The sequence below is a fragment of the Amycolatopsis sp. NPDC049691 genome, from assembly GCF_040675005.1.
GTDB lineage: Bacteria > Actinomycetota > Actinomycetes > Mycobacteriales > Pseudonocardiaceae > Amycolatopsis.
Window position 1 is genome coordinate 70206 of the sequence record NZ_JBFANX010000026.1, and the last position, 11541, is coordinate 81746.

The window sequence follows — 11541 nt, forward strand, 5'->3', positions numbered from 1 at the left end:
GAGTCACAAGTCAACGGCCGGACGGAGGCACACAAATGCCGCAAAAGGTGGACAACGCGGCCGAGAGCGCCCCGGCCGAGTCCTCAGGCGTGAAGTCCGCGCGCCGGGCCGTCGACCTCATCGAGACGTTCGCCGCGAACGACGTCTGGCTGTCCCTGTCCGATCTGCACGCGCGCACCGGCTTTCCCCGCTCTTCCCTGCACGGCCTGCTGCGGACGCTCCTGGAAGCCGGCTGGCTGGAAGCCGACACGAACACCGCCCGCTACCGCCTCGGCGTCCGCGCGCTGATCTGCGGCACGGCGTACCTCGACCGCGACGCCGTCGTCCCGTTCGCCACCGAGGCGCTGGAGCGCATCCGGGAGAAGACCGGCTTCACCGCGCACTTCGCGCGCCGCAACGGCACCGAGGTCGTCTACCTGGAGACGCGCGAGTCGCAGCGGTCCACGCACCTCGTCTCCCGCGTCGGGCGCACGCTGCCCGCGCACGCGACCGCGCTGGGCAAGGCGCTGCTGGCCGAGCTGACGCACGACGAGATCGAGGCGCTGATGCTGCCGGCGTCGCTGACCGCGCTGACGCCGAACACCATCACCACGCTCGAAGGCCTGCACGCCGAGTGCGCCGCGACCCGCGAGCGCGGGTACGCCGCCGAGGTCGAGGAGGGCACGCTGGGCGTGCGCTGCGTCGCCGCGGTGATCCCCTACCGGATCCCGGGCACGGACGCGATCAGCTGCTCGATGCCGATCGCCCAGGTGACCGACGCCGACGCCCAGCGCGTCGGCGAGCTGCTCGCCGAAACCACCGCCGAGCTCGGGCAGCAGCTGCGCCGGGCCGGCATTCGCTGACCGCCGCCCTTACCGAGAGGAAACCCATGACGGACCAGCGCGTGCTCATCACCGGGTCGGCGGGTGTCGTCGGCACCCTGATGCGCCCCCGCCTGAAGCGCGAAGGCCGCGTGCTGCGCCTGCTCGACGTCGCCCCGCAGACGGCGTCGGACGCCTCCGAGGAGGTCGTGACAGCTTCGGTCACCGACGCGGCGGCGATGGCTTCGGCGTGCGAAGGCGTCGACGCGCTGATCCACCTGGGCGGGCACAGCCGCGAGAACTCGTGGGAAGCGACCCTCGACGTCAACATCAACGGGACGCACACGGTGCTGGAAGCGGCGCGTGCGGCGGGGATTTCCCGCGTCATCCTGGCGTCGAGCAACCACGCGGTGGGCTTCCGGCGCAACGACGAGGACCTCCCGGCGGACTCGTCCCCGCGCCCGGACACGTACTACGGCGTCTCCAAGGCGGCGATCGAAGCGCTGGGCAGCCTGTACCACTCGCGGTTCGGCATGGACGTGATCGTCATCCGGATCGGCTCGTGCTTCGAGACGCCGTTGCCACTGGGCCCGCGCGGGTTGACGACGTGGCTGTCCCCGGACGACGGCGCCCGGCTGTTCGAGGCGTGTCTCGCGGCGCCGTCGCCGGGGTACCGGCTGATCTGGGGCGTCTCGGACAACACGCGCCGGATCTACTCCCTCGCCGAGGCGGAGGCGCTGGGCTACAAGTCGCTGGACGACGCCGAGGTGTACGCGGACCAGCTGGCGTCGAAGCCGGCGCCGACGGGCATCGCGGCCGAGTACGTCGGCGGCCCGTTCTGCACCGCTCCCCTGGGCGTCTTCAACCCGCTCTGACGGTTTCCGGGAAGCCGCGGAGGTACTAGTACCTTCGCGGCTTCCCGCGTTCCCGGGGTCCTCGCCAAGGTGGCCGCATGATCTTGAAATCCCGCCGCGCGCGGAAGTGGGCCATCGCCGTCGCGGTCGTGCTGGTCGTCGTGCTCGGTGCCGCGGTCACGCTGTTCGAAGTCTCGAAGTCGCGGACCTTCCAGTTCTTCGGCACCCTCGTCGACCGCGTCGAGACGACGGAGAAGGTCGTCGCGCTCACCTTCGACGACGGGCCCGACCCGGCCGGGACTCACGCGATCCTGGAGACGCTCAAGGCGCGTCAGGTCCCGGCGACCTTCTTCCTCATCGGCCGCGACATCGCCGCGCACCCCGATCTCGCGCACGACATCGCCGCAGCGGGCCACGAGATCGGCAACCACAGCTTCAGCCACGAACGGATGATCGGCGTGACGCCGGCGTGGGTCGCGGACGAGGTCGAGGCGACCGACGCCCTCATCCGCACGACGGGCTACACCGGCGAGATCCTGTTCCGGCCGCCGAACGGCAAGAAGCTCTTCGCGTTGCCGCACTACCTGGCGTCACACCACCGGACCACGGTCACCTGGGACGTCGAGCCCGACTCCGACGGCACCCCGGACGCGGCGACCGTCGTTTCGACGACCGTGAGCCAGGTCCGGCCGGGCTCGATAGTGCTGCTGCACGGGATGTACGCGAGCCGCGAGCAGACCCGGCAGGCCATCGCGCCGATCGTCGACCGCCTCAAGGAGCAGGGCTACCGGTTCGCGACCGTGTCCCAGCTCATCGCCTCCCGGTAGAGAGCGGCGAGCGCGCCGTCGATCGGGTGCGGCTGCGGCCGGCCCGACGCGTCGAGCCGGTTCCAGCGCTGGAGGTTCACCGCGACCGCGAACTGCCGCCCGCCGTCCGCGCGGGTCGCCGCCAGGGTTCCGCCGCCCCAGACCGTGCCGCCGTGGCCCCAGAAGTCCGTCGACTCCACCGGGTGCAGGCCGAGGCCGTAGTCGATCGGCTTGCCCTCCTGGGAGATGATCCGGACCGTCCGCCGCATCTCCGCCAGCGAGGCCGGTGCGACGATTTCGCCCGCCGGCAACAGCTTGAAGAAGCGGTTGAGGTCGGAGACCGTCGAGATCAGCGAAGCCGACGGCCCCACCCACGACATGTCGAAGACGCTGTAGTCGCGCGGCGGGTCGATCATGCCGAACCACGACTCGTAGAGCTTCGAGTGCGGCCCCTCGACGTGCGTTCCGGTGGGGAACCCGGTGTCGCGGAGCCCGGCGCGGTCGATGACGTCCCGGGTGATGCACTCCTCGGCGCTGCCACCGGTGACGTGCTCGAGAAGTTGGCCCAGCAGCAGGTAGTTGGTGTTGGAGTACACGCCGGGAGTGCCGCCCGGGAGGCCGGCCGGCGGCGCGCCGACGCCCATCCCGATCAGCTCGACCGGGTCGAACCGCGTGTACCGGTGGTCGTCGAGGCTGTCCGGCCGGGTGGCCGCCAGGTCGGGGAAGGCCTTGAGGCTCGGGTAGGCGTACGGGAGGTACTCGGCGAGCCCGCTGGTGTGGTCGATCAGCATCCGGACCGTGATCGCCCGCCCGCGGTCACCGGGGACGAGCGACGGCAGGTAGTGGCCGATCGGGGTGTCGAGCCCGATCCGGCCGGCCTCGACCTGGCGCAGCACCGCGGCGGCGGTGAACGTCTTCGTGACGCTGCCGACGCGGTGGCGCATCCGGGCCGAGACGGGGTGGCCGGTCTCGACGTCGGCGACGCCGGCGGCGCCCCGCCAGACCTCGGCACCGGCCCGTACCTCGGCGAACACGCCCGGCACGCCGGCGCGGTGGACCGCCTCCAGCGCCGCGTCCAGTTTCGCGTGATCCATGGGGACTCCTTTCGGAAGGGAAGTGTCCTCATTATGCACGCACTGCGTGCAACAACAAGTGCATAAGCTATGCTGACGGTCGGCGAAAGGACGAGATGGCGAACCGAAGGCGTTGGACGACCGAGGAAATCCTGGACACGGCCGCGGACCTGCTGCGCCGCGGCGACGCCGAGTCGTTCAGCGTGCGCAAGCTCGCCGCGGAGCTGGGAACCGACTCTTCGAGCCTCTACCGGCACTTCCGCACCAAGACCGAGCTGCTGCGCGCGCTCGCCGACCGGATCCTCGTGGGCGCCATGACCGGGTACCGCCCCGAAGGCGACTGGAAGCAACGCCTGACCGCGCTGGCCCTGCGCCTGCGCGAGGCGTTCGGCGAGCAGCCGCAGATCGCCGTGGTGTGGGGCCGCTACGCCTCCAGCGGCGCGGGGTCCCGGCTGGTGATGGAGGAGGTGCTGCAGGCTCTGCGCGCGTCAGGCCTGCCCGACGAGCAGATCCCGGCGCGCTACCACCGGATCGCGATCCTCTTCGCCGCGCTGATCGCGGCCGAGGCCGGCGTCAGCACCGTCACGCCCGAGGAACACGAGCAGGGCATGGAGCTGTTCCGCGTCGCGGTGCTGGGCGCCGACCCCGAGCGCTTCCCCGCCCTGGCTCACTTCGCCCGCGAGGTCCGCCCGCTTGGCGCCGACCGCCGTGCGGCGTTCGAAGAGCTCATCGCCGCCCAGCTCGCCGACATCGAGGCCGCGATCAGTGCGCGACCCGCAGGGCGGCCAGCTCGAGACTGACGACCCACTCGCCGTCGCGCGGGCCGTGCGTCACCGCTCCCCCGGCCGCCGCGGCCTGCTCCGCGAGTCCCGCGAGGCCGTACCCCGCGGCGGTCCGCGGTGTCCCCTTCAGGGTGTTGCGCGCGGTGATCGTCACGCCGTCCTCGGTGCCGACGTCGATCCGCAGCCGGACCCCGGGTCCGTTGTGCCGCAACGCGTTCACCGCCGTCTCCGCGACGAACCGCTCGGCCAGCTCGCGCGCCGGGCGCGGCAGGGCGGGCAGCACCGGGTCGCGGTCGAGGACCAGGCCGGCCGTGCGCAGCCGGGCCAGGACCTCCGCGAGGTCCGGGGGCCGGTCGGCGTCGTCGCGCAGGTCGTCGAGCGTGCGGCGGACCAGGGTGAGCGCGCCGCGGCCGGCGGCCAGCAGCGTGTCGAGGCGCTCGCGGTCGGCCTCGGTCAGGTCGCCGACCGCGCGCAGCGTCTCCGCCTGCACCAGCATCACGGCCGTGGTCTGGGCGAGCGTGTCGTGCAGCCGCCGCGCGGCGCGCTCGGCCCGGTCGGCGAGCGCGCGCCGGCGTTCGGCGCCGAGCAGCCAGGCGACCGCGCAGATCGTGACGGCCAGGAGCGCGCCGTCGAACGGGCCCTTCGCCGGGTAAACCGCGCCGGCGACGACCAGCGCCGCCGCGGCGGCGAGCCACCGCCGCGGCGTGCTGTAGAGCGCGAGCAGCACCGGCACGTACATCGTGTTGCGCGGCTGGTCGAGCAGCAGGTGCCCGGCGGTGGCGAGGGTGACGACCACGAGCACGACGGCGGGCGCGCGCCGCGACCACAGCAGCGGGACCAGCTGGACCGCGCTGAGCAGCGCCGCGATCCAGCCCTGGTGCGGGGTCCAGGCGCCGCCGGCGAAGAACACCGCGGCGGCCGCGGCCGTCGTGACGAGGGACTGGCGCATGCGCCCGACAGTAGAGTGCCGGCATGATCCGGGTTCAGGTCGTCGACGACCACGCGCTGGTGCGCGAGGGCATCGCCCTGATCCTGGGGGCGCAGCCGGACCTCGACGTCGTCGCGCGGTACGGCAGCGGTGCCGAGCTGCTCGGCTCGACCGTCGCGGCGGACGTCGTGCTGCTGGACCTCTACCTGCCCGGCATGGACGGCCTCGAAGTCCTGCGCCGCCTGCCGCCCACGGCACCGCGGGTGCTGATGCTGACGACGGTCGGCCGGCCCCGCGAGATCCGCGAAGCCCTGAACGCGGGCGCGGCCGGGTTCGTGCTGAAGGACTCGAGCGGCGACGAACTCGGGGCCGCGGTCCGGGCCGCCCACCACGGCGTGACGGCGATGAGCCCGGCGGTGGCGTCGGCGTTGAGCGCGGGCGGCTCGCTCACGCCGCGCGAGCGGGACGTGCTGGAGCTGCTGGGCGAAGGACTGTCCAATCGGGACATCGCGAAGCGGCTGCGGCTGGCCGAGCGGACGGTCAAGGCGCACGTGGGGAACGTCCTGGCCAAGCTGGGCGTCACGAGCCGCACGCAGGCCGCGCTCGTGGCCAGGGGCCGATGATCGCGTCGTGGTGCGCGGAGCACCTCGGCAGCGTCCCGGTCGACGTGCTCTTCGAGCGCCGTTCGGTGTCGGAGGTGGTCGGGCTGCGGCTGGCCGACGGCCGCGAAGTCGTCGTGAAGGCTCGCGAAGCCGAGGGCCGGGAGGCGTCCTGCGTCGCCGCCCAGGCGCGGCTGGCGGAGCGCGGGTTCCCCTGTGCGCGGCCGCTGACGGACGTCGTCCGCGTCGGGTCGCTGGCCGTCCACGCGGAAGAGTCGCGGCCCGGTGGCGAGATGCTGCTCGGCGACAGCCCGGCCATCGCCGAGCGCTACGCGGCGGTGTTCGCGCGGCTGATGACCGAACTGGCCGACATCGTCGTCGCACCGCCGCTGCCGAACCCGCGCTGGGCCCGCTGGGACCACCGGGGCCCGGGGTTGTGGCCGGCGATCGGGTTCCTCGACGAGCGCGACCAGAGCGCTGTGCCCGCGTACGTCGTCGAAACGGCGGTCCGGGCGCGCGAGCGGTTGCTGGCCACCGAACTGCCGCGCGTACTGGGCCACGCCGACTTCGAAGCGCAGAACCTCCGTTGGTACGACGGCGAGATCTGGGCCGTGCACGACTGGGACAGCCTGGCGTGGCAGCCGGAAGCCGCGCTGGTGGGAGCGGCGTCCGGGACGTTCGCCAGCGCGTCGCCGCCGAGCTTGGCTCCCGTCGCGAGTTCTGCCACGTTTTTGGCCGCTTACCAGGAACTCCGCGGCCGCCGGTTCACCGCGGAAGAAGCGGAGATCGCGTGGGCGGCGAGCCTCTGGACCGCCGTGCACAACGCGCGGTGGGAAGCGCTGCACGGCGATCCCCCGGTGTGCGGCGAGGCGGTCCGCGACCAGGCGGCCGAACGCCTCCGGCGCGCCGGCCGGTTCAGCCCTTGACGTAGCGGGTCAGCATCGCGACCATCTCGTCCTCGAGCCGCCGGGCGTCGATCGGGTCGGGCTCGGCCAGGAGGTCGTGGACGGCCAGCTCGACCGTCGCGATGACCAGGCGGGCCGCCGTGGCGGTGTCGGCGACGCGGACCTCGGGGTGGCCCTCCAGGAGGTCGCGGGTGTGGCCGACCATGTCCCGCTTCACCCGGCCGATCCGCTCCAGCAGCTCGTTCGAGCGCGGGGCCTGCTCGAGCAGCATGCGCAGCAGGTGGGGGTCGCCGAGGTGGGCTTCGACCGCGAGCCGGACGAAGACGCGGAAGATCTCCTCGATCGAGTCCGGCAGCGGGCCGGTCAGGACCTTCGCCGCGGCCGCCGTGCCGTCGTCGAGGTGGCGGGTCAGCAGCTCGGCGAGGATCGCGTCCTTGTTCGGGAAGTACTGGTACAGCGAGCCGATCGAGATGCCGGCCCGCTCGGCGATGCGGTTGGTGGTGCCGGCGGCGTAACCGTGGTCGGCGAAAACGTGAGCAGCCGCGGCGAGGATCCGCTGCCGGGTCAGCTCGGCGCGGACCTGACGCGGCTGTTTACGTGGCTGGATGCGGCGCTGGTCCGGCGTCACGGTTCCCCTTCCGGCGAGCGTGGAAAGCGAGTAGTCAAGATCTGAGTATTTGCTCATAATTATGGCATGACCAGCATAAACACGCTGCCCCGAGTGACCATGGACGAGGTGCGGGCCCGGCTGGGTGCCCCCGACGAGATGATCGAGGCCAAGATCGGCGACCGCATCGACCGGCACGCCCGACGCTTCATCGCCCACTCGCCGTTCCTCACGCTGGCCACCGCCGACGCGAACGGCCGCGCGGACTGCTCACCCCGTGGCGACTACCCCGGGTTCGTGAAGGTCCTCGACGAGCGCACGCTGGCGCTGCCCGACCGGCCCGGCAACAAGATCGCCGACTCCTTCCGCAACATCGCCGAGAACGACGGTGTCGGCCTGCTGTTCTTCGTCCCCGGGATGCGGGAGACGTTGCGCGTCAACGGAAGCGCCTACGTCACCGACGACCCGGACGTGCTCGCCCGGATGCGCACCGAGGCGAAGTCGCCGATCCTCGCGATCGTCGTCGACGTCGCCGAGGTGTACTTCCACTGCGGCCGCGCGCTGATCCGGTCACGCCTGTGGGATCCGGCGAGCCAGGCCCTCGCCGCGGAGCTGCCGTCGGTCGGCGAGATCGCCGCCGAGCAGATGGGCGCCGACCCCGTGCTCTTCGAGCAGCTGCTCGAAGACGGCTACCGGAAGCTGTACTGACATGCAGAAGACGGTTCTGGACCGCGTCGAGCGCGTCGCCGACGACGTCGTCTCCCTGGTGCTGCGCGGCGACGAAGGCCCCTTGGCGCCGTGGGAGCCGGGCGCGCACATCGACCTGGAGCTCCCCAACTGGCTGACCCGGCAGTACTCGCTGTGCGGCGACCCCGCGGATCTCTCCGCCTACCGGATCGCCGTCCGGCACGACCCCCTCAGCCGCGGTGGCTCCGAGTACGTCCACCTGTTCCTGCGTCCCGGCCGGACACTCGAGGTTTCGTTGCCGCGCAACCACTTCCCGCTCGTGCCCGCGCCGGAGTACCTGTTCCTGGCAGGCGGGATCGGGATCACGCCGATCGTGCCGATGCTGCGGGCCGCCGGCACCGGGGCGACGCTGGTGTACGCGGGCCGCTCCCTTTCGGCCATGCCGTTCGCGGCGGAACTGCGGGCCGGGTACGGCGACCGCGTGCGGCTGTTCGACCGCGGCCGCCCGGATCTCGCGGCGCTGGCGGCGGAGTTCCCGGCGGCGGAGGTCTACTGCTGCGGCCCGGCATCCATGGTGGACGCGGCCGAAGCGCTCTTCCCGCGCGTGCACACCGAACGCTTCCAGCCGGCCCAGCGCGTCTTCGGGCCGGACACGCCGTTCGAGGTCGTGTGCGCCCGCTCCGGCCAGACCCTGCGGGTCCCCGCCGACGAGTCCCTGCTGGACGTGCTGGACCACGCCGGGAAGCCGGTGCCCTCCGGCTGCCGCGAGGGCGTCTGCGGGAGCTGTGAACTGACCGTCCTCGACGGCGTTCCCGAGCACCGCGACGACATCGGCGCGCCGGACGGGCGGATGTACCCGTGCGTTTCGCGCGCGTTGTCGCCCCGGCTCGTGCTGGACGTCTGATGATCCCGAAGGTGCGCCGCCCGGCTTCCCGCCGGATGCTCACCCTGGAAGTCGTGGCGAACACGGCGCCCAGTCCGGCGTTCCGGACCGTCACCCTCGGCGGCGCGGCGCTCGAGGACCTCGACGTCGTGGGCGACGACCAGGCCGTGCGGCTGTTCTTCCCACGTGCGGGCCAGGCCGGGCTGCGGATGCCGACCCTCGACAACGAGGGCTGGATGGCCGAGGTGCTGATGATGCCGAAGTCGCGGCGGCCGTGGGTGCGCAACTACACGATCCGGCGCGCGCGTCCCGGCGAGATCGACATCGAGTTCGCCCTGCACGACGGCGACGCCCCGGCGGCGTCGTGGGCCCGGCGGGCGCGTCCCGGCGATCCGGCGGGGGTGTTCGACCTCGGCGTGAGCTACCTGCCGCCGCCGGGGGTGTCGTGGCAGCTGCTGGCCGGGGACGAGAGCGCGCTGCCCGCCGTCCTGGCGATCCTCGAGGGCGCACCCGCCGACCTGGTGGCGGAGGTCTTCCTGGAGGTGCCGACGACGGCGGACGTCCGCCCGGTGCAGGCGCCGCCGGGAGCGCGGGTGCACTGGCTGCCGCGGGACGAGCCCGGCCGCCGTCCGGGCACGCTGGCGCTCAAGGCGATCGAGGCCGCGGACCTGCCGGACGGACGCTCGTACACGTGGGTGGCCGGGGAGAGCGCGCTGGCCACGGGCGTCCGGCGGCACCTCGTTCGTTCCCGTGGCTGGCCCAAGGCCGACATCGCCTTCCTCGGCTACTGGCGCCAAGGGCGGGCGGCCCCGGGCTGAGCCACCACCCAGCCGGCCACGTAGACCGCCGCGACCAGGGCGAACCCGCGCACGGCGCCGAGCAGCAGGCACCGCACCCAGTCGTAGCCGCTCACCTCGCTCACCGGATCGGTCAGCCCGAGCAGGCCGCCGGAGACCAGCCCGCAGCCGAACGCGCCGAGCACCCCGGCACGGAGGGCTCGCGGCAGCACCGGCCAGTCGTGCGCCGCCCGCGGCGCGCGGCGGTACCACCGCACCGCCACCACCGCGAGGACGAGGAGGCCGGCCACCGACGAGACGTAGCCGACGACGTTGTACAGCCGGTGCGGGCCCACGACGGAGACCCGCAGCAACGGCCAGTGCCGCACCGCCAGGCCGGTGGTGTGCGTGAAGGCGTCCCAGAGCAGGTGCGTGGCTCCTCCCACCACGATCGCCGCCACCGCGCCGGGCCACCGCACGCGCACCGCCGGCCGTCCCGCGCGCGCCCGCCAGCCGGCCGGGCCGAGCGCGAGCACCGGGCCGAGCACCAGGTACCCGGCGGCCACCAGCACCAGCCCGAGCAGCAGGTCGACGGTGACCAGCCCGAGCGGCTCGTGCGTGAGCTCGCCACCCGGCACGGGGACGTAGTAGGCGACGTCGGGCGCGAGCGAGCCCGCGACGAGCCCGGGCAGCCACAGCCGGCGGGCCAGCGGCAGCACGGCGGCCGGGTGGGCGAAGGTGAAGGGCACGGAGAAAGGACGTCCGGCCGGGGCGCGGGGTTCGCGTACCATCGCGGGAAGCCTCGACGTCGAGGAGGCAGGCGTGGGTGAACTCGGGCTGGGCGACACCAACGGCATCCTCGCGCTGCCCTGGGTCCGGCCCGAACGCACCAGCGCCGGGCTCGGCTGGGACCGGGTCTACGTCTCCAAGCAGCGGGAACGTCCGTACCGGGCCGAGTTCGCGCCCGCCCGCAGCCACCAGCTGATCCTGCACCTCGACGGCCCGGTGACGGTCCGGCGCGGCGTCGGAACCCCGCGCGAGCGCAGCCGCCGGATGCCGGCGGGCGGGTTGTTCCTGCAGCCGTCGCACGCGGACCTGTCGGTGGAGCTGGGCGGCGAGCTGGAGACGGTGCACGTGTACATCGCCGACGCCGCCGTCCAGGAGGCGGCGGGCGACCACGCGCCGATCCGGCTCGCGGAGGAGCTGGGCAGCACGGACCCGTTGCTGGAGCAGCTGGTGCTCAGCTTGGACGGAGTGGTCCGAGACTGGGAGCCGAGCGCACGCACGTACGCCGACCAGCTGGGCGCGCTCGTGGCGGCGCAGCTGGTCCGCCGCCACCACGCGGGACCGGTCCCGGAGCAGGCGACGGCGCGGGGGTTGTCCGACCGGCAGTTCACGAGGGTCCGGGACTTCATGGCCGAACGGCTGGCGGAGGCGGTGCCGCTGGCCGACCTGGCGGCGCTGGCCGGGTTGAGCGTGAGCCAGTTTTCGCGGCAGTTCAAGGCGCGTACCGGGGTGCCGCCGCACCGGTACCTGCTGCGGTTGCGCGTCGAGCGGGCGGGGTTGCTGCTGCGCACCGGGGACGATCCGATCGCGGAGATCGCCGCTCGGTGCGGGTTTTCGCACCAGGAGCACCTGACGCGGGTCTTGCGGGCGCAGCTGGGCACTACCCCGGCCGCTCTGCGCCGGACCGGCTGAGACGCCGCCAGGGCACGCGGCCTGCGGCGATGCGGGTCTGTTGTCCGCCGCCAGCCGCGCGGCACCCACCGGCGGACTCGCGCGTTTCGTGCCGAGCCGCAGCAGGAACGTGCAGGACCGCCGCCCGCCACGCCCGGATACTC

14 protein-coding genes are annotated in these 11541 nt (G+C 73.2%); 10 read left to right on the forward strand and 4 right to left on the reverse strand.

Features of this window, described 5'->3' with window-relative positions:
• Window positions 1-35 precede the first annotated feature (35 nt).
• The 3 genes from AB0J40_RS40425 to AB0J40_RS40435 all read left to right on the forward strand — a co-directional run bounded on the left by AB0J40_RS40425 (window position 36) and on the right by AB0J40_RS40435 (window position 2481).
• A complete protein-coding gene (locus tag AB0J40_RS40425; RefSeq protein WP_364464661.1) occupies window positions 36-842 on the forward strand; it encodes an IclR family transcriptional regulator in 807 nt (268 codons plus the stop codon).
• Window positions 843-868: 26 nt separating this feature from the next.
• Window positions 869-1675: an NAD(P)-dependent oxidoreductase gene (locus AB0J40_RS40430; RefSeq protein WP_364464663.1), complete on the forward strand. Its 807-nt coding sequence runs from the start codon at window positions 869-871 to the stop codon at window positions 1673-1675.
• 77 nt (window positions 1676-1752) lie between these two features.
• Entirely contained in the window at window positions 1753-2481 is a 729-nt protein-coding gene (locus AB0J40_RS40435; RefSeq protein ID WP_364464665.1) for a polysaccharide deacetylase family protein, read from the forward strand.
• Here the strand turns inward: AB0J40_RS40435 and AB0J40_RS40440 are convergent.
• Window positions 2439-3554 carry a serine hydrolase domain-containing protein gene (locus tag AB0J40_RS40440; RefSeq protein ID WP_364464667.1) on the reverse strand — a complete coding sequence of 372 codons (1116 nt, stop codon included), beginning with the start codon at window positions 3552-3554 and terminating at the stop codon, window positions 2439-2441. The genes AB0J40_RS40435 and AB0J40_RS40440 overlap by 43 nt on opposite strands.
• Before the next feature lie 95 nt (window positions 3555-3649).
• Here AB0J40_RS40440 and AB0J40_RS40445 point away from each other — a divergent pair, with 95 nt between their 5' ends.
• The gene (locus tag AB0J40_RS40445; RefSeq protein ID WP_364464669.1) at window positions 3650-4333 is read left to right on the forward strand and encodes a helix-turn-helix domain-containing protein; all 684 of its coding nucleotides are present in this window, start codon (window positions 3650-3652) and stop codon (window positions 4331-4333) included.
• On the opposite strand, the gene AB0J40_RS40450 is transcribed toward AB0J40_RS40445, so the two are convergent.
• Window positions 4296-5264 carry a histidine kinase dimerization/phosphoacceptor domain-containing protein gene (locus tag AB0J40_RS40450; RefSeq protein WP_364464671.1) on the reverse strand — a complete coding sequence of 323 codons (969 nt, stop codon included), beginning with the start codon at window positions 5262-5264 and terminating at the stop codon, window positions 4296-4298. The two genes, AB0J40_RS40445 and AB0J40_RS40450, sit on opposite strands and share 38 nt — an antisense overlap.
• A gap of 23 nt (window positions 5265-5287) precedes the next feature.
• Here AB0J40_RS40450 and AB0J40_RS40455 point away from each other — a divergent pair, with 23 nt between their 5' ends.
• Window positions 5288-5866: a response regulator transcription factor gene (locus tag AB0J40_RS40455; RefSeq protein WP_364464673.1), complete on the forward strand. Its 579-nt coding sequence runs from the start codon at window positions 5288-5290 to the stop codon at window positions 5864-5866.
• Entirely contained in the window at window positions 5863-6768 is a 906-nt protein-coding gene (locus AB0J40_RS40460) for a phosphotransferase (protein ID WP_364464675.1), read from the forward strand. Before AB0J40_RS40455 ends, AB0J40_RS40460 begins: the two co-directional genes overlap by 4 nt.
• On the opposite strand, the gene AB0J40_RS40465 is transcribed toward AB0J40_RS40460, so the two are convergent.
• Window positions 6758-7375, reverse strand: coding sequence for a TetR/AcrR family transcriptional regulator (locus AB0J40_RS40465; protein ID WP_364464677.1), 618 nt, complete (start codon window positions 7373-7375; stop codon window positions 6758-6760). The two genes, AB0J40_RS40460 and AB0J40_RS40465, sit on opposite strands and share 11 nt — an antisense overlap.
• A gap of 66 nt (window positions 7376-7441) precedes the next feature.
• On the opposite strand from AB0J40_RS40465, the gene AB0J40_RS40470 reads away from it, so the two are divergent.
• The 3 genes from AB0J40_RS40470 to AB0J40_RS40480 are packed head-to-tail and all read left to right on the forward strand — an operon-like array spanning window position 7442 to window position 9742.
• Complete coding sequence (locus tag AB0J40_RS40470) at window positions 7442-8062, forward strand: MSMEG_1061 family FMN-dependent PPOX-type flavoprotein (protein WP_364464679.1); 621 nt, start codon at window positions 7442-7444, stop codon at window positions 8060-8062.
• Between the two features lies 1 nt (window position 8063).
• On the forward strand, window positions 8064-8945 hold the full coding sequence (locus tag AB0J40_RS40475; protein ID WP_364464681.1) for a PDR/VanB family oxidoreductase: 882 nt from the start codon (window positions 8064-8066) through the stop codon (window positions 8943-8945).
• Window positions 8945-9742, forward strand: coding sequence for a siderophore-interacting protein (locus AB0J40_RS40480; RefSeq protein ID WP_364464683.1), 798 nt, complete (start codon window positions 8945-8947; stop codon window positions 9740-9742). Before AB0J40_RS40475 ends, AB0J40_RS40480 begins: the two co-directional genes overlap by 1 nt.
• On the opposite strand, the gene AB0J40_RS40485 is transcribed toward AB0J40_RS40480, so the two are convergent.
• Complete coding sequence (locus AB0J40_RS40485) at window positions 9709-10449, reverse strand: DUF4184 family protein (RefSeq protein ID WP_364464685.1); 741 nt, start codon at window positions 10447-10449, stop codon at window positions 9709-9711. The genes AB0J40_RS40480 and AB0J40_RS40485 overlap by 34 nt on opposite strands.
• Before the next feature lie 73 nt (window positions 10450-10522).
• Here AB0J40_RS40485 and AB0J40_RS40490 point away from each other — a divergent pair, with 73 nt between their 5' ends.
• Entirely contained in the window at window positions 10523-11398 is an 876-nt protein-coding gene (locus tag AB0J40_RS40490; RefSeq protein ID WP_364464687.1) for an AraC family transcriptional regulator, read from the forward strand.
• Window positions 11399-11541 lie beyond the last annotated feature (143 nt).

Coding starts and splice junctions, on each gene's coding strand:
- AB0J40_RS40480 (WP_364464683.1), top strand. CDS start 8,945: ATGATCCCGAAGGTGCGCCGCCCGGCTTCCCGCCGGATGCTCACCCTG.
- AB0J40_RS40445 (WP_364464669.1), top strand. CDS start 3,650: ATGGCGAACCGAAGGCGTTGGACGACCGAGGAAATCCTGGACACGGCC.
- AB0J40_RS40435 (WP_364464665.1), top strand. CDS start 1,753: ATGATCTTGAAATCCCGCCGCGCGCGGAAGTGGGCCATCGCCGTCGCG.
- AB0J40_RS40475 (WP_364464681.1), top strand. CDS start 8,064: ATGCAGAAGACGGTTCTGGACCGCGTCGAGCGCGTCGCCGACGACGTC.
- AB0J40_RS40440 (WP_364464667.1), bottom strand. CDS start 3,554: ATGGATCACGCGAAACTGGACGCGGCGCTGGAGGCGGTCCACCGCGCC.
- AB0J40_RS40430 (WP_364464663.1), top strand. CDS start 869: ATGACGGACCAGCGCGTGCTCATCACCGGGTCGGCGGGTGTCGTCGGC.
- AB0J40_RS40455 (WP_364464673.1), top strand. CDS start 5,288: ATGATCCGGGTTCAGGTCGTCGACGACCACGCGCTGGTGCGCGAGGGC.
- AB0J40_RS40460 (WP_364464675.1), top strand. CDS start 5,863: ATGATCGCGTCGTGGTGCGCGGAGCACCTCGGCAGCGTCCCGGTCGAC.
- AB0J40_RS40425 (WP_364464661.1), top strand. CDS start 36: ATGCCGCAAAAGGTGGACAACGCGGCCGAGAGCGCCCCGGCCGAGTCC.
- AB0J40_RS40470 (WP_364464679.1), top strand. CDS start 7,442: ATGACCAGCATAAACACGCTGCCCCGAGTGACCATGGACGAGGTGCGG.
- AB0J40_RS40450 (WP_364464671.1), bottom strand. CDS start 5,264: ATGCGCCAGTCCCTCGTCACGACGGCCGCGGCCGCCGCGGTGTTCTTC.